This window comes from uncultured Kriegella sp., assembly GCF_963975415.1.
GTDB lineage: Bacteria > Bacteroidota > Bacteroidia > Flavobacteriales > Flavobacteriaceae > Kriegella.
The window spans coordinates 23,804-47,307 of sequence record NZ_CAXBGN010000018.1 but is presented as its reverse complement, the minus strand read 5'-3'; the positions used below and the strand labels follow the sequence as shown (position 1 = coordinate 47,307).

22 protein-coding genes are annotated in these 23,504 nt (G+C 39.8%); 14 read left to right on the top strand and 8 right to left on the bottom strand.

Translation table 11 applies throughout. The features are described from left to right. The first annotated feature begins 5 nt into the window (after positions 1-5). A complete protein-coding gene (locus AACZ88_RS23130) occupies positions 6-1,436 on the top strand; it encodes a DASS family sodium-coupled anion symporter (protein WP_339715930.1) in 1,431 nt (476 codons plus the stop codon). An 83-nt stretch (positions 1,437-1,519) separates the two neighbouring features. Here AACZ88_RS23130 and AACZ88_RS23125 read toward each other — a convergent pair whose 3' ends face one another. After that, a complete protein-coding gene (locus AACZ88_RS23125; protein ID WP_339715927.1) occupies positions 1,520-1,918 on the bottom strand; it encodes a hypothetical protein in 399 nt (132 codons plus the stop codon). A 545-nt stretch (positions 1,919-2,463) separates the two neighbouring features. Between AACZ88_RS23125 and AACZ88_RS23120 the strand changes: the two genes are divergently transcribed. The 6 genes from AACZ88_RS23120 (at position 2,464) to AACZ88_RS23095 (ending at position 8,899) form a co-directional block, all read left to right on the top strand. Then, on the top strand, positions 2,464-4,947 hold the full coding sequence (locus AACZ88_RS23120; RefSeq protein ID WP_339715924.1) for a zinc-dependent metalloprotease: 2,484 nt from the start codon (positions 2,464-2,466) through the stop codon (positions 4,945-4,947). A gap of 180 nt (positions 4,948-5,127) precedes the next feature. Then, positions 5,128-5,304: a hypothetical protein gene (locus AACZ88_RS23115; protein ID WP_339715922.1), complete on the top strand. Its 177-nt coding sequence runs from the start codon at positions 5,128-5,130 to the stop codon at positions 5,302-5,304. Positions 5,305-5,476: 172 nt separating this feature from the next. Continuing rightward, complete coding sequence (locus AACZ88_RS23110) at positions 5,477-5,917, top strand: hypothetical protein (protein WP_339715920.1); 441 nt, start codon at positions 5,477-5,479, stop codon at positions 5,915-5,917. 222 nt (positions 5,918-6,139) lie between these two features. Then, positions 6,140-7,414 carry a hypothetical protein gene (locus AACZ88_RS23105; protein ID WP_339715917.1) on the top strand — a complete coding sequence of 425 codons (1,275 nt, stop codon included), beginning with the start codon at positions 6,140-6,142 and terminating at the stop codon, positions 7,412-7,414. 105 nt (positions 7,415-7,519) lie between these two features. Continuing rightward, entirely contained in the window at positions 7,520-8,494 is a 975-nt protein-coding gene (locus AACZ88_RS23100; protein WP_339715915.1) for a nucleoside hydrolase, read from the top strand. 9 nt (positions 8,495-8,503) lie between these two features. Next, positions 8,504-8,899: a VOC family protein gene (locus tag AACZ88_RS23095; RefSeq protein WP_339715912.1), complete on the top strand. Its 396-nt coding sequence runs from the start codon at positions 8,504-8,506 to the stop codon at positions 8,897-8,899. Positions 8,900-8,922: 23 nt separating this feature from the next. On the opposite strand, the gene hemL is transcribed toward AACZ88_RS23095, so the two are convergent. From hemL to AACZ88_RS23075, 4 genes are read right to left on the bottom strand one after another with little or no spacing between them, the layout of a single operon-like run. Continuing rightward, positions 8,923-10,203, bottom strand: coding sequence for a glutamate-1-semialdehyde 2,1-aminomutase (hemL, locus tag AACZ88_RS23090; RefSeq protein ID WP_339715909.1), 1,281 nt, complete (start codon positions 10,201-10,203; stop codon positions 8,923-8,925). 6 nt (positions 10,204-10,209) lie between these two features. Then, complete coding sequence (locus tag AACZ88_RS23085; RefSeq protein ID WP_339715906.1) at positions 10,210-11,070, bottom strand: glucosaminidase domain-containing protein; 861 nt, start codon at positions 11,068-11,070, stop codon at positions 10,210-10,212. Continuing rightward, positions 11,067-11,981: a pyridoxal-phosphate dependent enzyme gene (locus AACZ88_RS23080; protein ID WP_339715903.1), complete on the bottom strand. Its 915-nt coding sequence runs from the start codon at positions 11,979-11,981 to the stop codon at positions 11,067-11,069. Before AACZ88_RS23080 ends, AACZ88_RS23085 begins: the two co-directional genes overlap by 4 nt. Before the next feature lie 3 nt (positions 11,982-11,984). Further along, positions 11,985-12,314 carry a hypothetical protein gene (locus tag AACZ88_RS23075; protein WP_339715901.1) on the bottom strand — a complete coding sequence of 110 codons (330 nt, stop codon included), beginning with the start codon at positions 12,312-12,314 and terminating at the stop codon, positions 11,985-11,987. A gap of 182 nt (positions 12,315-12,496) precedes the next feature. Between AACZ88_RS23075 and AACZ88_RS23070 the strand changes: the two genes are divergently transcribed. From AACZ88_RS23070 to AACZ88_RS23050, 5 genes are all read left to right on the top strand, one after another. Beyond that, on the top strand, positions 12,497-12,655 hold the full coding sequence (locus tag AACZ88_RS23070) for a DUF5522 domain-containing protein (RefSeq protein WP_339715898.1): 159 nt from the start codon (positions 12,497-12,499) through the stop codon (positions 12,653-12,655). A gap of 98 nt (positions 12,656-12,753) precedes the next feature. After that, complete coding sequence (locus AACZ88_RS23065; RefSeq protein WP_339715896.1) at positions 12,754-13,308, top strand: DUF4136 domain-containing protein; 555 nt, start codon at positions 12,754-12,756, stop codon at positions 13,306-13,308. Between the two features lie 125 nt (positions 13,309-13,433). Then, entirely contained in the window at positions 13,434-15,185 is a 1,752-nt protein-coding gene (locus AACZ88_RS23060) for an aromatic amino acid hydroxylase (RefSeq protein ID WP_339715894.1), read from the top strand. Between the two features lie 54 nt (positions 15,186-15,239). Then, positions 15,240-16,274 carry a dihydrodipicolinate synthase family protein gene (locus AACZ88_RS23055; RefSeq protein WP_339715893.1) on the top strand — a complete coding sequence of 345 codons (1,035 nt, stop codon included), beginning with the start codon at positions 15,240-15,242 and terminating at the stop codon, positions 16,272-16,274. 84 nt (positions 16,275-16,358) lie between these two features. Then, positions 16,359-17,624, top strand: a complete 1,266-nt coding sequence (locus AACZ88_RS23050; RefSeq protein WP_339715891.1) for an acetylxylan esterase — start codon at positions 16,359-16,361, stop codon at positions 17,622-17,624. Between the two features lie 9 nt (positions 17,625-17,633). Here the strand turns inward: AACZ88_RS23050 and AACZ88_RS23045 are convergent, their stop codons facing one another. The 3 genes from AACZ88_RS23045 to alaS form a co-directional block, all read right to left on the bottom strand. Continuing rightward, positions 17,634-18,248, bottom strand: coding sequence for a DUF4230 domain-containing protein (locus tag AACZ88_RS23045; protein ID WP_339715888.1), 615 nt, complete (start codon positions 18,246-18,248; stop codon positions 17,634-17,636). 147 nt (positions 18,249-18,395) lie between these two features. Further along, on the bottom strand, positions 18,396-19,355 hold the full coding sequence (locus AACZ88_RS23040) for a GSCFA domain-containing protein (protein ID WP_339715885.1): 960 nt from the start codon (positions 19,353-19,355) through the stop codon (positions 18,396-18,398). Between the two features lie 103 nt (positions 19,356-19,458). After that, positions 19,459-22,077, bottom strand: coding sequence for an alanine--tRNA ligase (alaS, locus tag AACZ88_RS23035; RefSeq protein WP_339715883.1), 2,619 nt, complete (start codon positions 22,075-22,077; stop codon positions 19,459-19,461). Between the two features lie 104 nt (positions 22,078-22,181). Between alaS and AACZ88_RS23030 the strand changes: the two genes are divergently transcribed. Further along, complete coding sequence (locus tag AACZ88_RS23030) at positions 22,182-23,159, top strand: M23 family metallopeptidase (RefSeq protein ID WP_339715881.1); 978 nt, start codon at positions 22,182-22,184, stop codon at positions 23,157-23,159. After that, positions 23,159-23,488 (top strand): MerR family transcriptional regulator, encoded by a 330-nt coding sequence (locus tag AACZ88_RS23025; protein WP_339715878.1) that lies wholly within the window; start codon positions 23,159-23,161, stop codon positions 23,486-23,488. Before AACZ88_RS23030 ends, AACZ88_RS23025 begins: the two co-directional genes overlap by 1 nt. The last annotated feature ends 16 nt before the right edge of the window (positions 23,489-23,504 follow it).

Sequence of the window (23,504 nt, the reverse complement as noted above, 5' to 3'; positions counted from 1 at the left end):
AAAAAATGAACATTAGCAAAAAATTGGGACTTTTCGTAGGTCCTATCCTCTTTCTCATCATCGTCAACTTATCTTCACCCATCGTTTCTGAAATAGGCGATTCAGTAATTGCCGTTGCCTTGTGGATGGTCATTTGGTGGATTACCGAAGCCGTATCCATTTCGGTCACGGCGTTACTCCCTATCGTGTTGTTCCCCATACTAAACGTAATGACCGCCGCAGATGTGGGTGCCAATTACGGTAGTCCGATTATCTTTCTTTTTTTTGGCGGTTTTGTACTGGCTTTGGCCTTAGAAAAAGTGAATCTTCACAAACGCATTGCCTTAAATATCATAAAAATTACAGGAACCACCCCAAACAAAGTTGTTTTAGGATTTATGATTGCAACGGCATCGCTAAGTATGTGGATCAGCAATACGGCCAGCACTGTGGTGATGCTTCCAATCGCCATGTCGGTTATCGGGCTCTTGATCAATGATGCCGATGGCTTCACAAAAAATGACCGCAATTTTGCGCTAAGTGTAATGCTAGGAATTGCCTTTGCAGCAAATGCCGGAGGTATCGCAACAGTCATCGGCACTCCACCGAATTCGGTTATGATCGGACTTTTGGAAAACGAATATCAAATTGAAATCTCATTTCTTAAATGGATGATAATCGGGCTACCTTTTTCTATTGTTATGATAGCAATTATATACCTGGTAATGACCAAATTGATGTTCCCCAATAAACAACTTAAGTTCACCGCTTCAAAAGAAGTAATTACAGATGAGCTGGCCAAACTAGGCCCTATGGGCGGTAAGGAAAAAATGGTGCTTGTAATTTTTGGGGTAACGGTCTTTTTATGGATATTCAGAACTCTGATCAACAAAATTTTCCCTTCATTGGGACTTACCGATACCATAATAAGCATGTTTGCCGCAATCGCTCTTTTTGCATTACCCTACAACATCAAGAAAGGAGATTTTATAATTCACTGGAAGGATACCGAAAAACTTGCCTGGGGTATTTTAATTTTATTCGGGGGAGGATTAGCACTTGCCAAAGGAATGTCGGTCAGCGGTATTGTCGATATGGTAGCCAATATTATTGCTGCTAGCGATATCAGTGTCTTAATTACAGCCATACTCCTTATATTCTTAATGCTCTTTATGACCGAATTAATGAGTAATGTCGCACTGATAGCCGTCTTGGCCCCAGTGGTTGCCGGTATAGCCATTGGCCTCGAAATACCTATTCTCTATTTACTGATTCCTGTAACCATGGCCAGTAGTTGTGCCTTTATGCTCCCCATGGCGACCCCGCCCAATGCGATTGTATTTGCCAGCGGATATGTCAAAGTATACGAAATGGCACGCATAGGCATCATCCTTAACCTTATTGCTGTAGCATTGTTGATACTTATGTTCGAGTTTGTTATTCCACTAGTGTTCTGACCCTTTACAAACAACAGAGCCGCTTTTATCTAAAAAAAAGCCTTCGCGGGTAACGAAGGCCTGTCATTTATAGATTAAAACGCTTATCTCGCGTACGCATCAAAACCTTTTGGCAAATAAGTTGTGGTATCTAAATCTAGACTGATATTATCATTGAGGTCTATATAGTTAATGCTTTCAACATCCGAAGGATAGGCATATGCATTAAAATCCGATGGTAAATTAGCTTGCGAATCCTTCAAGTCAATCTCATCGCTCTCAATGTATTTTACAGTTTCTATATTGAAATAGAATTTGTAGGGATCAAACCCCTCAGGTAAATAATCTGAAGTATCAAAACCCAACTCAATTTCGGGCTCTTCCTCTATATAGACAATACTATCGATATCAAATCTACCTTCTGTTTTCGGATTGCTTGCCAACATCCCGTTGACAACAAATAATCCTAATACGATACTTAATGTTAAACTCCTTTTAATCATAACGCTTGTAGGTTAATTTATAAGCAAAGATATAACAGGGGTTTTCGACTATTATTGTATTTTCTAATGACCCGAATAAAATATCATAAAGCCAAAAACGGAACATTGGTAATATCTGATAACGAAAATTATCAACTTCTTATTTTAACAAATACTTCTTTACCGTCCTGACACTTTTTCCATACTTTTTTTACGACAAAAAATAGAAGGTTTTTAATGTTAATATTAAGTTAACACACCCAATGACGTTGTAATACTACCATTCATCGATATAAAAAAACATCAAAACTAGCCAAATCAAGCCATGCAATAAGCTTAAAAGTGAAAGCGCCAAGTAACTTCGACCGACGGAATAGGAAAACCTATACCCATAGAAAAAGCCTCCTAAACATATAGAAGGCTTTTATCTGGCTAATTCAAATCTTTTCATAAAGATCCTCTATTAATAAGACCGTCGAAAATTACAAATGTTACATCGGAGGGCTTCATTTCTTAGATCAGTTTATTTTTCGGTACTTTGAAACTTCAATAAATTAAGCTAAAAAATGAGCAAAACTTTACTTCTCAAAATCATTATTGCATTGGTAATATTGGGTGGCCATACCGGGCAAGCCCAAATTTTCAAAAAGAAAGAAACCAAATCTTCGGAAGACGCGCCTAAAAAAGACAAAATCAAACCATATAACAAAGTGATAACAAAAACGGCCAAAACCGATAAAGGCCTTTTTGATGTTCATATTGTCGATGACAAATACTTTTATGAAATACCCGATTCGCTATTCAATAAAGAAATGTTGATGGTCAGTCGAATTTCTAAGACTGCATCGGGCCTCGGGTTTGGTGGAGGAAAAATAAACACTAAAGTATTACGTTGGGAAAAGAAAGCTAAGAAGGTGCTGCTGCGGGTCGTAAGCTATAATATTATAGCCGCTGATTCGCTTCCTGTTCATGAAGCAGTATTAAATTCTAATTTCGAACCGTTACTGTACGCTTTTGACATCAAAGCTTTCAAAAAAGATAGTGTCTCACCGTCTACTGTAGTCGAAATTGACCCCTTATTTGCAAAAGATATACCCGCCCTAGGTTTACCAGAAAGGTATCGCGAACAGTATAAAGTATCAAAATTAGATGAAAGTCGAACCTATATAGAATCTTTAAAGAGCTATCCGCTAAACATCGAGGCCCGAAGTGTAAAAACCTATATCGCCAAAAGGCCACCAAGTAATGGTAGTCTGGGCTCTATATCGGTGGAAATTAACAACTCTATGGTACTCTTACCCAACAAGCCCATGAAACGTCGTTATTTTGATGAACGTGTGGGATGGTTTGCAAGAGGACAGACCGATTATGGCCTTGATGTTCAAGAAAGTAAAACCATAAAATTTTTAGACCGATGGAGACTTGAGATAAAAGACGAGGATATTGAAAAATATAAACGGGGTGAATTGGTCGAACCTAAGAAACCTATTGTCTATTATGTAGATAGGGCCACTCCGAAAAAATGGATTCCGTATATTAAACAGGGTATTGAAGATTGGCAAATCGCATTTGAGGAAGCAGGTTTTAAAAATGCCATTATCGCTAAAGAACCACCAACAGTTGAGGAGGATCCAGAATGGTCTCCCGAAGATGTACGCTATTCCGTTGTACGCTATTTGGCTTCTCCCATACCCAATGCGAATGGTCCGCATGTCAGCGACCCAAGAAGTGGTGAGATTTTAGAATCGGATATCAACTGGTACCACAATGTAATGACCTTATTACGCAATTGGTTCTTTGTACAGACTGCTGCCATTAACCCCGACGCCCGAAATCTTTCCTTTAAAGATAATGTTATGGGCCGATTGATACGTTTCGTTTCCTCACACGAAGTTGGGCACACTTTAGGCTTGCCACACAACATGGGAAGCAGTGTGGCTTACCCTGTGGACTCATTACGTTCGGTGTCTTTTACAAAAAAATATGGTACAGCGCCCTCTATTATGGACTATGCGCGTTTCAACTATGTGGCGCAACCCGAAGATGGTGATGTCGCCTTGATGCCAGATATTGGCATCTATGACAAATATGCCATTCGATGGGGCTACAAACCCATTCCCGATGCATCATCAGAAGAAGAAAAACCGATTTTGGACCAATGGATTTTAGCACATTCAGGAGATCCGCTATATCGTTTTGGTCACCAACAAATGGGCGAGGTTATTGACCCTAGTTCACAAACGGAAGATTTGGGTGATGATGCTATAAAAGCCAGTACTTACGGTATACTAAACCTAAAACGTATTGTGCCTGAATTGCTAACATGGACCTCAGAAAAAGGAAAGAACTACGATGATGTAAAAAAACTATACGGTCAGGTGATTGCTCAATTCAACAGGTATATGGGCCATGTGTCAAATAACATTGGCGGGGTATATGAGCACCATAAAACGTATGATCAAGAAGGCGCAGTATACACCCCGGTAGCCAAAGATCATCAGAAAAACTGTTTGATTTTCGTTCAAGAGCAATTATTTACAACTCCAGAGTGGCTTATCGACGAGAATCTTTTTAACAAAATACAATACTCTGGCGCCTTAGAAACCATTCGAAAAATACAAGTGACTACATTAGACAACATTTTAAGTTTAGGAAAATTACAACGCATTATCGAAAACGAAACCGTCAATGGAAATAGCGCCTACCGATTGCTCGACCTGATGGCTGATTTAAGAACAGGACTTTGGTCAGAACTTCGTGCCGGACAAAAAATTAACACCTATCGTAGAAATCTTCAAAAAGCACATATCGATAGATTGCAATACCTTATGACCGTCGGAAACAAAACTAAAAAACCTGATTTCGGTGGATACCAAAAATCTACCGCCGTAAACACAAATCAATCGGATATTAGATCAATCGTCAGGGCAGAACTTGTTGCTTTGAGCAATTCAATTAAAAGGGCTGCACTAAAGACATCCGATGCTATGAGCCGTTATCACTTAAGAGATATCGAGGCCCGTATAGCGCTAATTTTAGAACCGAAGTAACAGGGAATTTAATTTTTAAAATATATAAAATCCGATAAACGGTAGAAATTGTCGATGAAATAAACATTTAAACCACATTTTTTCTACTTTTGACAACACTAGGGGCCGCATTTCACAACAATACGCTTTTTTCGACCTACAGTTTACCTATCTTAGCTAAAGAATTTTAAAACCCGAATCATGTCACATAAAGTAAAAAGTCTTTTATATTTCGTTTGTTTTGTAGCTGCATTTGCTTTGTACTCTAATATTGAAGACGAAACCACTGAAGTTAATTATTCGGAGGCCACAGAATTGGCTAAAACTGACATAAATCAAATTTCTTCGACAGACCTTCCTGAAGAAAAAATACAGTAATAAATTACCAAACCTATTTCTATATTGTGAAAGGCGTGGATTAAAATCCACGCCTTTTCTTTTACCTCTACCCCAACAGTCGACCCGGTTAAAATAATCATAAAACATAGGCTTCTTTTAAACCTTTGAGATAACTCTGCGTCTTACTTATACTATCATTAAAATAAAAAATATGAAAAATGTAGCACTAGTAGTAATGCTTTTGGTTGGTATGACGGCCATCGCTCAAAAAGCCAAAGATAATCATAGGGGGGCGATGAAAGATCTGACCCCAGAACAAGTAGCAACCCTACAAACAAAACAAATGACCTTGGCCCTAGATCTTTCACAAGCCCAGCAATCAAAAATTCAAGCAATAAATTTGGAAAATGCCAAGCTTCGTAAGACAAAAATGGAGGAAAGAAAAGCGGCCAGAAAAGAGGGTGATGCCAAGAGACCCACTTCTGAAGAGCGTTATGCCATGAAAAACGAAATGTTAGATCATCAAATTGCCCAGAAGGCTGCAATGAAAAAAATACTTTCGGAAGACCAATTTGAAAAATGGTCAAAGATGAAACATGCCAAGCGAAAGGGTTTTCGCGGTAATAAAGACAAACAGCGCGCTAGAAAGTAAAAAGCACTATAAAATTTGGGTCAACTTTAAAAAGTTGACCTTTTTTTATTTAAAAAATTCTAAAACCTGCTTCAATAGCCCGACTAACATCATTGAGCCATAAAGGCCCAGGCCCTCTCCCTCACACAAGCCTCTTAATTCTATTTCCTTTAGTAGATATTTAGAAGCATATTTTTCGTCTACTATGTATCTTTAGCACTTAGATTAAACATACATTTCATCATGATGAAGAACAGCCATAAAGAATCTAGTTTCAATAGACGTACGTTCGTAAAATCTTCATTGATTGGCGGAATTTCGATTTCGTTCCTTCCTTTTTTCGCTAGCTGCGAGCAAGAGACCTTGAGTTACGACTTGGCTTTAGACACTCCCACAAAATTGTTTGATGGCAAAAGATGTTGGACCCACCCACGTGCTGGCATCGTACCTGGCTTAGGCACGAATGGAAACCCCAAAGTAGTAATGACCATGAATAATCTAGATTTAGCGGGCAGTGATGTTTTCTATGGAATGTTCGAACTTTTTACTAATAACTTGTCGAAAAATTGGTCTGCACCAAAAGAATTAAAATCATTGGCACCTAGATTCGAAATTATTAATAACATCGAACGACCCGTAGCATTAAGTGATTTTTGGCCTAAATGGCATGCTGCTTCAAAAACGCTATTAGGAACAGGGCACACGGTGGCTTATACTCCCGATTGGAAAGTAACCAATCCGCGACCTAGACATACGGGGTACGCTACTTATGATGTACAAACCAAAAAATGGAATGATTGGCAAAAACTTGAAATGTACGATAACGATAAGTTTTTCAATTCAGGGGCAGGGTGCGTTCAGCGTTATGACCTCGAGGACGGCAACATATTGCTTCCTATATATTTTAGTCCGAAAGGAAAAAACGCAAGAGTTACTATTTGCAAGTGCGCTTTCGATGGAAAAAAACTAACATACCTTTCCCATGGTACCGAACTTAATATAAATGACAAAACACGAGGCTTAGGAGAACCTTCATTAACCAAATTCAAAGACAACTACTTCTTGACCATGCGCAATGACAAAAAAGGTTTTGTCTCACGAAGCCAAGATGGATTGCACTTTGAAGACTACCACCCATGGACGTTCGATGATGGCACGGAACTCGGCAGCTATAACACCCAGCAGCATTGGTTAACGCATAGTGAAGCACTATTTCTAGTATACACTCGAAAAGGAGCGAACAACGACCATGTCTTTAGACATCGGGCACCACTCTTTATGGCAGAGGTCGACCCCGAACGGTTATGTGTGATTCGAGCGACCGAACAAATTCTTGTGCCTGAAAGAGGTGCCCGTTTGGGAAATTTTGGCGTCACCGATATATCAGCCGATGAATCATGGGTAACGGTGTCTGAGTGGATGCAACCGGAAGGTGTCGAAAAGTACGGCAGTGATGGCAGTGTTTTTGTAGCAAAAGTGAAATGGACTAAAAAAAACAACCTTTTTTCTAAAACATAGGGCGAATCGAACAGATTATCATGCATTAATTGATACCTTCATAGTTGTGCATGCATATTATAAATATTAAAAGTAGAATGATTCCCAAATAAAATAAAACGTAAGATGAAGATCTTTTTTTTGATTTTTACATTAGGCTCAATAATGACATCTACCGCACAAATCAAAGTCATTCTTGATACCGATATCGACTCTGACGTAGACGACGTACAGGCCTTGGCCATGCTGCATTCTTATCATGAATTAGGAATGATAGATTTGCTAGGGGTCGTTGTGACGAGCTCCGATACGTTTTCATATCAATGTGTCGATGCCATAAATACTTATTATCAACGCCCTGATATCCCCGTTGGGTTTTTAAAACAACAAAAAACACTTAACAACTTTTCAAAATACACAAAACAGATAAGTACAGCCTTTCCACACGATATCAAGTCAACAAATCAAACTACAGAATCGGCGCGATTATACAGAAAACTCTTAATAGAAAGCGAAGATAATTCAGTCATTATCGTTACAATCGGTCACTTGACTAGCCTTCAAAATTTACTGCAATCAGAAGGCGATGATCTCTCTCCACTGACCGGAAAAGAATTGGTAGCGGAAAAAGCAAAAAAATGGTTGTGCATGGGTGGCACATTCCCTGAAGGAAAGGAAGCCAACTTTTATCGTCCCGATCCCGCCGCTACTTTCTATTGTCTAGAGAACTGGAACAAAGAGGTTATTTTCTCTGGGTGGGAAGTCGGAAATCAAATTCTTACCGGAGGAGCATATCTTAAATCACGTTTGAACCAAGACAACCCCGTTTATCTTGGGTATGAGTTGTATAACAAATTTGCAGGAAGACCGGCATGGGATCAAGTCGCCGTAATGCTTTTAGATGAAGCCACGGCCCTAAACTATTTCGATATCGATTACAAAGGATATGTCACGGTACAGAGAGATGGCAGCAATAAATGGCACTCTGGCAAACGCCTGCCCGGAACCCATCATGCCATCGTTTCAATCAAAGAAGGAATCGACCCGAAAGATATCGCCCGAACCATGGATGACCTTATCCTTAATTTTAATTCAAACTAATCGTTTACCATGAAATATGCCTATACCATTATCTATGTAGATGACGTGCCTTCTACCATAACTTTCTACAAAAAAGCTTTCGGATTTGAAAACAGATTCATTTCACCCGAGAATGACTACGGAGAACTGAAATCTGGCTATACGACCATAGCCTTTGCCGCCACCGCATTGGGAAATTCAAATTTCAAAGACGGTTTTGAAAAAAGTACATCAACAAAAAAACCTTTCGGTGTAGAATTGGCTTTTACAAGTGAGCATATTGAAGCAGACTTTAAAAATGCCATCAATGCCGGTGCCACGGAATTTGAACCGATAACCCAAAAACCTTGGGGACAAAAAGTAGGTTACCTGCGTGACAATAATGGATTTCTAATTGAAATATGCACTCCAATCAAAGCAACCTAACTTCAAAATCACATGACTCGCTACTAGAATGTTAAACTATCTAACGCAGCAATTGTTTCATCCAAATCACCATAACTAAGGGCGTCGTTCAGAAAATAGCTTTCAAAAGCACTGGGTGGCAGATAGATACCTTTATCTAGCATTCCATGAAAATATTTTCTAAAATATTCATTGTTCCCTTTAGCCGAGCTTTCAAAATCGACAACCGGAGTATCAGTGAAATGTACTGATATCATTGATCCATAGCGATTGATTTGGTATGGCACACCTTTACTTTTCAGCACATTATCAAACCCCTCATGTAAATGTTCGGTCTTATCGGCAAGACTTTCAAATACTTCCGGATGTTTTTCCAGTTCGGTCAGCATAGCCAAGCCTGCGCTCATGGCCAAAGGATTCCCACTCAAGGTTCCCGCTTGGTATACTGGCCCTTCTGGGGCCAAATGTGACATAATTTCTTCACGTGCAGCAAAAGCCCCTACAGGTAATCCTCCACCAATGACCTTGCCGAACATCACAATATCGGCATTGATTCCTAAGGACTCTTGAGCCCCTCCTTTTCCTAAACGGAACCCCGTCATCACCTCATCGAACAACAATAAAATACCTTCTTGATCACAAATCTCCCGTAATCCGTTCATAAAACCTTGCTGTGGAATAATACACCCCATATTTCCAGCGATAGGCTCAATAATTATAGCGGCTATTTTGTCTTTGTTGGCAGTCACCAAAGCCCGAACACTATCGAGGTCATTATATTTTGCCAGTAGCGTATCTTTTGCCGTGCCCTGGGTTACCCCTGGACTATTTGGGCTTCCAAAGGTTACCGCCCCACTTCCTGCTTGAATCAAAAACGAATCGGAATGCCCGTGGTAGCAACCAGAAAATTTGATAATCTTGTCTTTGCCCGTATACCCTCGTGCCAACCGTACCGCACTCATACAAGCTTCGGTACCGCTGTTCACAAAACGTATCTTATCAATATTCGGCACCATGGAAACGGCCAGCTTGGCCAATTCAGTCTCAATTTCCGTCGGCATACCAAACGAGGTTCCTTTTTTCGCTTTTTCTACTACCGCATTAATTACGGGGGCATGGGCATGGCCCAAAATAAGCGGACCCCAAGAGGCGATATAGTCTATAAACCTATTTCCATCTTCATCATAAAAATAGGCTCCTTTGGCTTCCTTTACGAAAATTGGATCGCCACCGACAGCTTTAAAGGCTCGAACTGGTGAGTTCACACCACCTGGAATATATTTTTTGGCCTCAGCAAACAAGGCGCTACTTCTTTGATATTGCATAAAATGTTAGTTATAAGATTCGGTCTTTACCGTAAGTTTTTGACCTATAGAAATAGTGTTTCCCATCATGTAGTTCCAGCGTTTAAGCTGATCGACCGAAACTTGGTACCTTTTTGATAATGAATAGAGCGTATCACCTTTTTTTACTACGTGCACCCTATTTTCTTGGCCTGTAATTTTAGAGTTTTTAGCTATAACTTCGTGTTTTCGGCCATACCCTTGATTTATAACGGCCTTATCATATTGCCCCAAATCATAACGTTCGATAAGCGCTATCAATTTGTGGGGGTATCGTTTGTCGGTAGCGTAACCCGCCTGTCTCAAGCCCTTTGCCCATCCTTTATAATCATCAGTACGCAAATCAAACAAAAAGGAATAACGAGAACGTGTAGTCAGAAAAATACTATGGTCGCGATAAGAGTACATCGGGTGATTGTATTTTCTGAAGCACTCTCCTTTTTCATCGTCGTCGTGGTGGTCAAAATCACCCTGCCATCCCGTGTGGCATTTGATCCCGAAATGGTTATTGGTTTTCACTGCCAAAGCGCCTTTCCCAAAACCACTCTCTAGCATACCCTGTGCAAGCGTGATACTGGCGGGTATTCCGTATGCTTTCATCTCGAACTGGGCAATTTCGGCAAAGGTCTCAATATATTGATCCACGTTAGCTATTGGGAATTTTTGAAACCTTCCATTATCTTCAGGAAAGGGATAATCAGTATTTTGTTTTGGTGTTTTATCCTGCGGCTCGGCAACTACCGTAGGAGTTGTTTCTTTATGGGACTTGTTATAAGTCGTCTTTTTTTTCGCTTTACAGCCAATCAAGAAGATTCCTAAAACTAGCGTAACTATCAATTTTTTCGTCATACGGCGATCAATGGTAGATTTTTTTTCTCTAAAATTTTGTTCATTCCCGAAATACCCTGTAATCCTCCAGTGTGAACAGCTAATATTTTAGTACCTGCTAAAAAGTAGTCGTTTCTAATCATCTCAAAGAGACCGAACAACATCTTTCCAGTATAGATGGGGTCAAGGGAAATATGGGTCTCCCGTTGAAAATCATTGATAAATGCAATGAGTTCTCGCGATACCTTGGCATACCCCCCAAAATGGTACTCCGTTTTCAAAGTCCAATTTTCCTTACGTACAAATTTACGAATATCTTCGTTTAAAAAGTTGCCTTTTACCGCCGGGAAGCCCAAAACTTGCTGTTCGGGGTTTGATGCATTGACAATTCCTGATAAGGTACCTCCGGTACCAACAGCACAACAAATATATTCAAAACACGCATCCTCATGAGTTAAAATTTCCTCACAACCCCGTATCGCCAAGGTGTTCGTACCGCCTTCCGGCAACATATAATATTGGCCAAACTCTTCCTTAAGACCATTCAAAAATTCAGGCTTTTCTTTGTCTCGATACGCTCGCCTATCCACAAACTTAAACCGCATTCCGTGTGTACTTGCCAATTTAAGGGTAGAATTTTCATGCCATTTAACAGCAAGCTCGTCGCCACGAATCACACCAATTGTCTGAATACCACTCAATTTTCCTGCATAGGCCGTTGCCGCAATATGGTTGGAATAGGCTCCGCCAAAGGTCAACAAGGTGTCAAAGTGCTGGGACTTGGCCTCAAGAATATTGTATTTTAGTTTTCGATATTTATTCCCTGATATCAATGGATGTATCAAGTCTTCCCGTTTTATAGAAAGAGACACTTTTTTTTCTTTAAGAAGAGGAAGGTGAACGGGTTGATTTTCAATCTTCAAAGCGAACATTTTTCATCGCCAAAGATATTTAATAAAACTGAACATTTTTCGTTCGTTCAAATAATCAAGGTTTTTCTCATTATCGTAGGCTTCCCGCTCAAAACTTACATTCTGGTAACCTATATATCTATCCATATAAAAAATAGATTTCAAAATCCACTCAACGATATAAAAGATGTAAAAAGGGGCAATCAAGAGTTCTTGCTGCTGCTTCAGATGAATTTTCTCATGGTTGATGAGTACAATATCTTCTTTCAGCGCGTCGTTCTTAAGAAAAATGAAAGGCCATAATGAAAGCCCAACATAATTTTTATAAAAGAAATGTTTGAAGACTAAAATCATAATCCAGTTTTTAAACGTGTTATGACAAAGTTAATTGTAAACACACTTTGCAAATATAAGTAACCACTTTTCTTGCCAACAATTGCCTTAATTCGTTCAACTGCATATTTACTCCATAAAACCGGCGGTTTAACGATATATAAGGATGCTTTTCAACACATATTTTGTAATTTTATAGCCCTATGAAGAAAATAATTGCTGTCGAAGAAGGTGATTTCTACCTTTCAAAAGAAGGATATAGGGTCTTTACCGAACGATACCATCTTAAAAGAGGTTATTGCTGCGAAAGTGGCTGTCGACATTGCCCTTACGGATACAACACCAAGACCAACTCAAAATAACTTTACCCTCATCGACAATAGCCTAAAAAGTATTCGGCACAGTTTTTGAGATATTTTAAGATAAATTTAAACGTTATTTAACTCCAAAAAAAATTGCTATGAGAAGAATAAAAATCTTAGTGCTTCCCGTACTTGCCATGGTGTTTATGGCCTCTTGTACTTCGGTACGCGTTTTGTCCGATTACGATAGGGAAGCAAACTTTACCACCTACAAATCGTACGCCTTCTACAAAACCGGCATTGACAAGGCTCAAATTTCCGACCTCGATAAAAAACGGATACTAAAGGCCATTGACGCGGAATTAAGTTCCCGTGGTTTTGTAAAATCCGAGAATCCTGACATTTTGATAAGTATTTTTACCAAGGAAAAAGAACAAGTTGATATTTACAATAACTATTGGGGCGGTTTCGGCTGGGGCTGGAACCCTTATTATTGGGGACCCGGCTGGGGCGGAAACAATGTTAGCACACGTACCGAAGGTTCTTTATACATCGATTTGATAGATGCCAAGAATAAAGAATTGGTATGGCAAGGCAAAGGTGTAGGAAACCTTGGCAACATAGAGAATATTGCTAAAAAAGAAGAACGCATTCGAGAGTTTGTGTCTCAAATTCTTCAAGAGTATCCACCGAATGCCGTGGCAGCCAAATAACACCCATTACTAAAAAATAGCTCCAAGTATATTATAGAAAAGTCCCCGCTTCAAAAGAAGCAGGGACTTTTTGTATCTTTATAATACGTCATTCGCCATGGTAAAAAAGAAATATACATATACCGATGACCTACGAGAGCAATCCTATACTAGACAAATTACCCGAACACCTAAAGCAGTTCATCAAACCACAGAACTATAAAGATTATACGGCTATTGACCAAGCTGTGTGGCGCTATGTGATGCGCAAAAATGTCGATTATCTAAGTGCAGTAGCCCATGAATCATATACAGACGGGTTAAAAAAGACAGGCATCGCTATAGACCATATTCCGAATATGTATGGTATGAACCGTATTTTAAGAGAAATAGGCTGGGCAGCTGTTGCCGTAGATGGGTTTATTCCACCTGCTGCTTTTATGGAGTTCCAAGCCTATAATGTACTGGTCATTGCTTCTGACATTCGACAATTGGAACATATCGAATATACACCTGCACCAGATATCATTCACGAAGGTGCTGGCCACGCTCCGATTATTGCCAACGCCGAGTATGCTGAATACCTAAGAAGATTCGGCGAAATTGGGTGCAAGGCTATTTCTAGCGTCAAAGATTATGAACTATATGAGGCGGTACGATATCTCAGTATTATCAAAGAAGCACCGGATACCCCAAAGGAAGAAATTGAAAAAGCCGAAAAAGCAATTGAGGTATTGCAAGAAAATATGGGCAAACCCAGTGAGATGACGCTAATTCGTAACCTGCATTGGTGGACGGTAGAGTACGGACTTATCGGTTCGCTCGACAATCCCAAAATATATGGAGCGGGGTTACTGTCTTCAATTGGCGAAAGTGCTTGGTGCATGACCGATAAGGTTACAAAGCTCCCCTATTCATTGGAAGCCGTGAAGACCTCGTTTGACATTACCAAACCACAACCACAACTCTTTGTAACGCCTGATTTTGCATTTCTGAGCCAAGTATTGGAAGACTTTGCCAATACAATGGCTTTACGAACCGGCGGACTCGACGGCATACAAAAACTCATTGATTCTCAATCTTTAGGCACGGTGGAGCTAAGCACTGGACTTCAGATTTCCGGAGTTTTCGATAGTGTCATTGCACACCAAGGGCAGCCAATCTATATACAAACCAAAGGGGAAACGGCATTGGCTTTTCGTGAAAGGGAACTGGTAGGCCACAGTGCGAAACGACACTCCAAAGGATTCGGGACGCCCATCGGAAAACTCAAAGGCATCAATCTGGCTATTGAAAACATGAGTCCGCGTGACTTAAAAGCCTATAAAATTTATGAAGGGGAAACCGTTTCATTGGAGTTCGAAGGCGGAATTCAAGTTTCCGGACAAATTATTACAGGTACAAGAAATCTTCAAGGAGCGATTTTGCTAATTACTTTTAAGAACTGTAGTGTAACGTATAAAGACAATACCATTTTTACATCCCCTTTCGAATTATATAGCGTAGCAGTTGGCAAAGAAGTTGTATCGGCCTTTAATGGGCCAGCAGATCTTAAAAGTTTTGATTTGGTGACCCACACCCTACCTCCACCGGATCATAAGCCAGAAGCTTCTGAGCAGCAAAAGTCGCTTGAACGATATTACGAGCAAATTCGACATTTTAGGCAAGGAAAGAATACTACTATTTCACGCAATAAGGTTTTTACCGAACTACAAGAAAAGCATCCCTCAGATTGGCTACTTCCAATCGAATTATACGAGCTTGCCAAAAATAATGGTGATGAACGCTTTGCTTTAGAAATTAAAGCGCATCTCGAAAAAATAAAACACGACTGCCCGGGAACGGGACGGTTGATAGATGATGGGTTAGCTTTAGTGAATAAAAAATTAGTAACTTAACCCCTGTTATTTTTGGTTTGGATTAAATTAGGAATTATAAAAATATAATACAAAATGGATTGGACACGTAGAAAATTTATAAGCACTGGATTTATGACTACCCTCGGTGGTGTCTGGTTAAGTAGCGGTTTTGACAATCTATCGTTTCAATCTGGTCCTAATAAATTACCTGGTGGCTTTTGGCCAGTTATGATGACTCCCTTTAATGAAGATTTATCCATCGATTACCCAGGGCTAAAGCGATTGATTCGTTGGTACGAAGATGCCGGTTCTACAGGCCTATTTGCAAATTGCGGTTCAAGTGAAATGTACGACCTAAGTAATCAAGAACGTATAGATCTCACGAAGTTTGTGGTTGAAAACACCAATCTTCCTGTAGTATCTACAGGAACTTTTTCGGGGCAAATAACCGAGAATGCCGATTTTATAAAGAAAATTCATGATACGGGGGTTCAAGCGGTCGTTTTAATACCCTCCGTGATGGTCAAAAAGGAAGAAACGGATGCCGAACTACTACATTCGTTCGAAGGTATTCTGAACCAGACTGGAAACATTCCCTTGGGCATTTACGAATGCCCTAGTCCCTATTCTCGTAAGGTCAGTCCTGAAATACTGAATCAACTTCAAAAAACCGGGCGTTTCCTATACTTTAAAGATACAACGTGCGATGCAGAATTGGTCGCCCATAAAATAGCAATAACTTCTAATTCTTCTTTAGGTATTTATAATGCCCATTCGCCTGATGTATTGCATTCTATTCAACACGGCGGTGCAGGCATGTCTTGTATTGCCGGTAATTATTATCCTGAATTATTCTCTTTTTTATGGGAAAATGGAAGAGATAAAGAAGTCTCGAAATCGGTTAAAAAAGTCAATGACTTCATTCTCAAGAACAAATCTGTCATTGGTAAGAAATATTCAATCGGTGCCAAGTATTTTATGAACCTACGCGGGCTTGAATTGACCTTAAACAGTCGGAAAAAAACCCAACCGTTGGACAGTTCTGATAAAGCTAGGTTAGACTTGCTGTGGAAAGAGCTTTCTGTATTGGGCGACGAAGCGCTAATTAATCTTGTAACTTATTCTTAAATAGAAAACGACCCGCCCAAAGTGAGGTTGTTCCGATGCTGTCAATGTCATAATAAGGGCAGTTCTAAAATCTACCCACGCAAAATGAAAGAACTATTTTTTATTGCCATCCTTTTTGTATTTCACACGCAAAGCTCTTTGTCTCAATTTGAACCCAACTATGAGGAGAGCAAAATTCCCAATTTTGACCTACCCGATCCATTAACCACTTTTGATGGTAAAAAAATAAGCCGAAAAGGGCAATGGAAGCGTACAAGAAGACCAGAACTGTATGCTTTTTTCGAGGAAAACGTCTACGGAAAAATCCCTGCCGAATTCAACGATTTTTCGGCAAAGGTTCTGGAGCAAGGGGATAATGCCATAAATGGAAAAGCCAAACGCCGTCAGGTCGAACTTTCTTTCGAGAAAAATGGTAGAACATTGCAATTCACGATGTTAATCTATTTACCTAAGAACGTGAAGAAGGCACCCATTTTTTTAGGCTATAATTTTCTAGGAAACCACACGATTGCCGAAGATGAAAATATAATAATCTCAAAGGCTTGGGCTAGAAACAGTGACAAATATGGTATTTCAGGCAACAAATTCACTTCAGCTACCCGCGGTATTCGAACGAATCGTTGGGCGGTAGAGAAAATTTTAGACGCAGGGTTTGGCTTAGCCACAATTTATTATGGGGAAGTGGACCCCGATAAAGATGATTTTTCCGATGGTATTCATCCTTTTCTCTATAATCAAGGTCAACAAAAACCAGATGACAACGAATGGGGAAGTATTGCGGCCTGGGCCTGGGGATATAGTCGGGCTATGGATTATTTCGAAAAATCAAAGGAAATCAATTCGTCAAAGGTTGTAGTTTTCGGACATTCGCGATTGGGTAAGACTGCCTTGTGGGCCGGCGCAACCGATGAACGGTTTGCCGCGGTTATCTCAAATGATTCCGGTTGCGGTGGAGCCGCGTTGTCAAAACGCAAGGTTGGCGAGACCGTTGGACGTATCAACGATATTTTTCCATACTGGTTCTGTACTAATTTTAAGGCATACAATAATAACGAAGAGGCCTTACCGGTAGACCAACACGAATTGTTGGCGCTAATTGCACCGAGACCTTTATATGTCGCCAGTGCCAAAGAAGACCAATGGGCAGACCCCAAAGGTGAATTTCTTTCGGCTTATCATGCCTCTGAAGTGTACGGGTTGTTTAAAAAAGAGGGCATTCCCACAGACCAAATGCCAATGGTCAACCAGCCTATTCAAAACACACTCGCCTATCACATCAGAACCGGAATTCATGACGTTACAGACTTCGATTGGGAACAATATATAAAATGGGCCAAGCAGCAATTATAAGCCAATCATTCAATCTTTGAGCATAAGCTCATGAAGGTTTTGATCCACGATTTGATCTCGATAGATCAGGGTCCACCCCATAGAATTGGTCAAAATATAGAATTTCGAGAGTTCGCTTATCAATCGGTTCTGAGCGTTTGTTTTTAAAGATGATAGTGCTACTTTCTTCATTAAAGAAGCATGTACATTCTTTTTAATTTTGTTGTAGTCAGATTCGTTGAATTGGTTTAAGTAATCGGCCGTGACATCGTAATATTCAAAATCAGGATAAATTTTAATTTCGGCTTCCGGAATGCTTTTTAAACGTAAAACTTTTGTCTGCTGATCAATTTCCATATCCAATTTACTTAGATCATAGGCCACCGTAACTTCTGCATTCACCACAACCAATGCCTTTTTGTGTGCCGTAATCAATGGCCCAAAGAGCTGTTGTGAATCTTTGTAGTTGTAAACCTCGGCAAAATGCCCCTCGGTAACGATCAGTTTTGATACGTTGTCGATTTGTTGCTGAATCAACATAGAGTTTTCTTGAAGAATAGATTCACTTTCCTTTTCCTCAGAACAAGACCTGAAGATGAACACCACTGCCAACGTAACCACTACACCGATAAAGATTTTTTTCATAAAAATCACGAATAGTCAAGTCATGTACCACTACGAAATACCTAGTACAAACTTTTCAAAGTATATTTCAAAGGTACAGATTGCTGTGTACTTTACAAGGGCATTAAATTACAACGCTTTTACCTTTAATTGTTCTCTGGAAGGAAGTTAAAACGTCATAAAAGGATATGCTTGCCGAAGATCCCTAACCTTCGCTTCTAGACCTTTTTCAAATTTTTTGTGTTCCTCAGACGCAGCATTGAACGGTCGGTGCGACCTTCCCTTTTTAACAACATCAACTTTATCCATCGTAGGATAAGCGCTTTGTACAATGCAAATTGACTTGAATTTCTCCCAGATATAATCGATTGCCAACTCATTCGGGTGTATCATATCGGCCTTATAAAAACGATAATCCCTGAGTTCGTCCATCATCAGTTCGTACGAAGGGAAATATCTTTCGCATACGTTCTGGGCAATAGATTTTTCAAGAACTTCATGAAGGGCCGCAATAAGATGCGCCTTGCTTCTTTGATTCTCAACGAAACCATCTTTTAGATGACGCACAGGGGATACCGTAAAAATAAAATTGGTATTCGGGTTTATTGCCCGTGCATGCTGCATAGTATTTTCAATACTGGTGGCAATTTCGTGCACTGACAGGAGTTCTTTTGTGAATTTTTTCTGAGGCACTTTATGACAATTAGCTACAAAAGCCCTTTTTTCGACATGGCGGTAGGCCCATGCGGTTCCCAAAGTAATGACCACATGCGTTGTCTTCGCAATTTGTTCTTTGGTGATTTTCAGCCGTAAATTCAATTTTTTTACTAATTTTTCTTCAGATGCATCACTTAAATCTGAATGGCTATCAAAGCAATGCCACCGTTCATTGTGAAAAAAAACTTCGTCTTCGGTATATAAAACATCCCGAACCGCCCTTGAAACAAGGTTCTCAATCGAGAGGGGGTGAAATAAAATTCCAAAAGGGTTTTGAATGTTTCGAAATTTGAAATAATCTAATTTTCTTCCCAGATGTTGTGCAAAACACGACCCTATCAGTAACAGTTCGCTATCGTAACTGATTTGATTTTTTTCAGGTTTTAACGGTATTTGGGTCTGGAGTTTCATTTGAAGAACTTCTTTAATCGAATATTAGACATCCCTCCAAAAGTAAGAACATACCATATTATCCATAACAATTTCAAACAACGCGCACTATTCTATCATCCTGTTATGATGCAAGATAATCCTTTCCCTTTTCCAAAGCCTCAACAATACCCGCTGGGTTTTTACCCCCTGCAGTAGCAAAGAAAGGTTGACCGCCGCCGCCGCCTTGAATATATTTGCCGAGTTCCCTGACTATGGTTCCCGCATTCAAATTTTTCAGGGACACCAATTCCTTAGAAATATAGCAAGAAAGCAGTGCCTTGTTGTTCTGCTCGGTTGCAAATAACAGAAAAAGGTTGTCTTGATTATTTCCCATTTCAAAGGATAAATCCTTGATTCCAGCCGCATCGAGGTCCAGTTTTTTCGCAAGGAATTTAACGCCATTAATCTCTTGTAATTCTGTCTGCAATTCGCCTTTCAGATTCTTTGCCTTGTCTTTTAACAACTGCTCTACTTCTTTTTTGAGCTTAGCATTTTCCTCCTGTAGATTCACAACTGCCTTTACCGGATCTTGTGCATTATTGAGTACATCTTTAATCTCGTACAGCTTTCTATTATTATCAAAATAGAAATCTTTCACGGCATCGGAAGTTATGGCTTCAATACGCCGAATACCCGCAGCAACGGCACTCTCTGACCTAATTTTGAAATGCCATATCTCTGCCGTGTTCTGCACATGCGTACCGCCACACAATTCGATAGATTTCCCGAACCGTATTGTACGGACCGTATCGCCATATTTCTCACCGAACAGGGCCATAGCACCTTCTTCGATTGCTTGGCTCATCGTTGTATTTCTATCCTCTTGCAAAACCAATTGTCCGTCGATGCGTGCATTCACAAAATTCTCGATTTCTCGCAGTTCTTCGATAGTTACCTTTCCAAAGTGGGAAAAATCAAACCTAAGGTATTTTGAATGAACTGCGGAACCCTTCTGTTCGACATGTTTTCCCAGTATTTCCCGCAGTGCTTGATGCAATAAATGGGTGGCGGTATGATTCGCAGCTGTGCGATGTCTTTGTTTCTTATCAACGACTGCCTTAAAAGTGGCATTTAAATCTTTGGGAAGGTTCTTGGTAAAATGTACGGTTTCATTATTTTCCTTTTTAGTATCTAAAATATAAACAACATCCCCCTGTGAGGCTTCCAAATAGCCTTTATCACCAACTTGGCCACCCCCTTCAGCATAAAATGGGGTCATATTAAATACCAGCTGATACTGTTCACCTTCCTTTTTGGAGACTATTTTACGATACTTCACCAATTTCACATTGGCATTCAACATATCATAACCCACAAATTCTTGTTCGACATCGTCGCTCAGAATAGTCCAATCAGATTTTGATATTGCAGAAGCTGATTTCGAGCGATTCTTTTGGGCCTGCATTGCAGTTTCAAAACCCTTTTGGTCAAGAGTATAGCCCTTCTCACCAAGAATCAGTGCTGTTAAATCGATAGGGAAGCCGTAGGTATCATAGAGTTCAAAGGCTTTTCTACCATCTACTTCTTTGCCTTTTGTACCCGTTATTATAGAATCTAAAAGAACAAGACCTTGATCTAGGGTATTTAAAAAAGAATATTCTTCTTCTTTAACCACATTCTCGATCAACTGACGTTGTTCTTTAAGTTCAGGAAAAGCACTCCCCATAGTATTGACCAAAACCGTGACCAACCTATACATAAAGGGCTCTTTCGTATTCAAAAACGTAAATCCGTAGCGTACCGCCCTTCTTAAAATTCTTCGAATGACATAACCGGCACCAGTATTACTGGGCAATTGTCCGTCAGCGATTGAAAATGCCACTGCCCGAATATGGTCGGCAATTACGCGAATAGCAATATCTATCTCCTCTTCTTTTCCGTATTCGGAATTGGTTATCGTCTCTATTTCACGAATGATCGGCGTAAAAACATCAGTATCATAATTTGAACGAACACCTTGAAGTACCATGCATAATCGTTCAAAGCCCATTCCTGTATCAACATGCTTGGCGGGTAAGGGCTCCAATTCACCATTGGCCTTTCGGTTGTACTGCATGAAGACCAGATTCCATATTTCCACTACTTGAGGGTGATCTTTGTTTACTAAAGAAGCCCCTGAAACTTTAGCTTTTTCTGCTGCTGTGCGAATGTCAACATGAATTTCCGAACACGGGCCACAGGGCCCTTGATCTCCCATTTCCCAAAAATTGTCTTTTTTGTTGCCCATGATGATACGATCCTCAGGCACAATGGCTTTCCAAAGGTCAAAAGCTTCGTTATCCATTTTCAGGTTATCGGCATCTTGGCTTCCTTCAAAAACAGAAACATAGAGACTCTTGGGATCCACTTTACAGACCGAAGTTAAAAACTCCCAGGCCCAGGCTATGGCTTCCCCCTTAAAGTAATCTCCAAAACTCCAATTTCCGAGCATCTCGAACATTGTATGGTGGTATGTGTCTTTACCTACTTCCTCAAGATCATTGTGCTTTCCGCTAACGCGTAGACATTTTTGAGTATCGACCATGCGGGTACTTTTTGGCACCGAAACACCTAAAAAGAACTCTTTAAACTGGTTCATTCCTGCGTTGGTAAACATCAAAGTAGGATCATCTTTGATGACCATCGGAGCAGATGGAACTATTTTATGGTCTTTTTCTTTGAAAAAGTTTAAGAATTGATTCCTTGTTTCCTTGGAAGTCATAGAAAATGCTAAGGTTTTACAAATTTTAACGGTTTCTACAAAACAATTTTTATATTTGTTTGTTCTGTTAAAACGAATGCACAAAAATAGGATAAAATCCCTTCATGTCTAAGGTAAAATATTATTACGATCCCGATACGCTTTCATACCGAAAGATTGAACCCCAAAAATCTAAGCGGTATCGTAATTTTGCGCTGTTTTTTTTAGGCTCAATGCTTTTTGGACTTTTGTGCCTAGTCTTGTTACTGAACACTAACCTTATCAACACACCAAGAGAATTATCGTTACAACGTGAAGTAAAGAATTACGAGCTACAATTCGAGCTTTTGGACAAAAAGATGGAACAGATCGAAGAAGTCTTGGCCAATATTGAAGACCGTGATAATAATATTTACCGTTTATATTTTGAAGCCAACCCTATACCGGAAGAACAAAGAAAAGCTGGCTTTGGTGGAATAAACCGCTATAAATCATTGGAAGGGTTTAACAATTCGGAAATGATTATTGCCACTACCAAACGTTTGGACATCATTAAAAAGCAAATGGCCATTCAATCAAGGTCTCTTGACGAAATCACTAAATTAGCAGCAGAAAAAGAAAAGCTCTTGGCTGCCATACCGGCCATTCAACCCATAAGAAATGAAAATTTAAGGCACATGGCTTCAGGTTACGGGTGGCGTTCCGACCCTTTTACCAAAGCTCGAAAAATGCACCGAGGCATGGACTTTTCTGCCCCTAAGGGTACACCAATTTACGCTAGTGGAGATGGAAAAGTGACAAGAGCCGACAATAACGCTTCTGGTTTTGGCAAACATATTCGCATAGATCACGGTTACGGCTACATGAGTCTTTATGCCCATTTGAGCAACTACAATGTAAAAAGAGGGCAAAAAGTAAAACGTGGTGATCTTATTGGGTTTGTAGGAAATACGGGGCGTTCAGAGGCACCACATTTGCACTATGAGGTATGGAAAGACAAAGACCGAATCAACCCGATTAATTTCTATTATGGCAGTTTAACAGCAGCAGAATTTGAAAATATGCTGAAATATGCCAGCCAGGAAAACCAATCATTGGATTAATGAACATAGAGCTACCTGAAAAAAGATATTATGGTATTGGTGAAGTAGCCAAAGCTTTTGGCGTGAACACCTCTTTGATTCGATTTTGGGAAAAAGAATTCGATGCCTTAAAACCCAAGAAGAACGCCAAAGGCAACCGTAAATTCACACCCCAAGACATCAAGAACCTTCAGTTAATCTATCATTTGGTAAAAGAACGTGGTTTCACTCTTGAGGGAGCTAAAACCCACCTTAAGGAAAACAAGCAAAAAACATTGAATAATTTTGATATTATTCAAAAGTTGGAGCGTGTTAAGACCGAACTTTCCAAAATAAAAGACCAGCTATAATTCACTCTTAACAAAC

What these genes read in the sequence shown, in the direction of transcription:
- AACZ88_RS23130 (WP_339715930.1), top strand. Translation starts at nt 6, where the DNA reads ATGAACATTAGCAAAAAATTGGGACTTTTCGTAGGTCCTATCCTCTTT.
- AACZ88_RS23125 (WP_339715927.1), bottom strand. Translation starts at nt 1,918, where the DNA reads ATGATTAAAAGGAGTTTAACATTAAGTATCGTATTAGGATTATTTGTT.
- AACZ88_RS23120 (WP_339715924.1), top strand. Translation starts at nt 2,464, where the DNA reads ATGAGCAAAACTTTACTTCTCAAAATCATTATTGCATTGGTAATATTG.
- AACZ88_RS23115 (WP_339715922.1), top strand. Translation starts at nt 5,128, where the DNA reads ATGTCACATAAAGTAAAAAGTCTTTTATATTTCGTTTGTTTTGTAGCT.
- AACZ88_RS23110 (WP_339715920.1), top strand. Translation starts at nt 5,477, where the DNA reads ATGAAAAATGTAGCACTAGTAGTAATGCTTTTGGTTGGTATGACGGCC.
- AACZ88_RS23105 (WP_339715917.1), top strand. Translation starts at nt 6,140, where the DNA reads ATGATGAAGAACAGCCATAAAGAATCTAGTTTCAATAGACGTACGTTC.
- AACZ88_RS23100 (WP_339715915.1), top strand. Translation starts at nt 7,520, where the DNA reads ATGAAGATCTTTTTTTTGATTTTTACATTAGGCTCAATAATGACATCT.
- AACZ88_RS23095 (WP_339715912.1), top strand. Translation starts at nt 8,504, where the DNA reads ATGAAATATGCCTATACCATTATCTATGTAGATGACGTGCCTTCTACC.
- hemL (WP_339715909.1), bottom strand. Translation starts at nt 10,203, where the DNA reads ATGCAATATCAAAGAAGTAGCGCCTTGTTTGCTGAGGCCAAAAAATAT.
- AACZ88_RS23085 (WP_339715906.1), bottom strand. Translation starts at nt 11,070, where the DNA reads ATGACGAAAAAATTGATAGTTACGCTAGTTTTAGGAATCTTCTTGATT.
- AACZ88_RS23080 (WP_339715903.1), bottom strand. Translation starts at nt 11,981, where the DNA reads ATGTTCGCTTTGAAGATTGAAAATCAACCCGTTCACCTTCCTCTTCTT.
- AACZ88_RS23075 (WP_339715901.1), bottom strand. Translation starts at nt 12,314, where the DNA reads ATGATTTTAGTCTTCAAACATTTCTTTTATAAAAATTATGTTGGGCTT.
- AACZ88_RS23070 (WP_339715898.1), top strand. Translation starts at nt 12,497, where the DNA reads ATGAAGAAAATAATTGCTGTCGAAGAAGGTGATTTCTACCTTTCAAAA.
- AACZ88_RS23065 (WP_339715896.1), top strand. Translation starts at nt 12,754, where the DNA reads ATGAGAAGAATAAAAATCTTAGTGCTTCCCGTACTTGCCATGGTGTTT.
- AACZ88_RS23060 (WP_339715894.1), top strand. Translation starts at nt 13,434, where the DNA reads ATGACCTACGAGAGCAATCCTATACTAGACAAATTACCCGAACACCTA.
- AACZ88_RS23055 (WP_339715893.1), top strand. Translation starts at nt 15,240, where the DNA reads ATGGATTGGACACGTAGAAAATTTATAAGCACTGGATTTATGACTACC.
- AACZ88_RS23050 (WP_339715891.1), top strand. Translation starts at nt 16,359, where the DNA reads ATGAAAGAACTATTTTTTATTGCCATCCTTTTTGTATTTCACACGCAA.
- AACZ88_RS23045 (WP_339715888.1), bottom strand. Translation starts at nt 18,248, where the DNA reads ATGAAAAAAATCTTTATCGGTGTAGTGGTTACGTTGGCAGTGGTGTTC.
- AACZ88_RS23040 (WP_339715885.1), bottom strand. Translation starts at nt 19,355, where the DNA reads ATGAAACTCCAGACCCAAATACCGTTAAAACCTGAAAAAAATCAAATC.
- alaS (WP_339715883.1), bottom strand. Translation starts at nt 22,077, where the DNA reads ATGACTTCCAAGGAAACAAGGAATCAATTCTTAAACTTTTTCAAAGAA.
- AACZ88_RS23030 (WP_339715881.1), top strand. Translation starts at nt 22,182, where the DNA reads ATGTCTAAGGTAAAATATTATTACGATCCCGATACGCTTTCATACCGA.
- AACZ88_RS23025 (WP_339715878.1), top strand. Translation starts at nt 23,159, where the DNA reads ATGAACATAGAGCTACCTGAAAAAAGATATTATGGTATTGGTGAAGTA.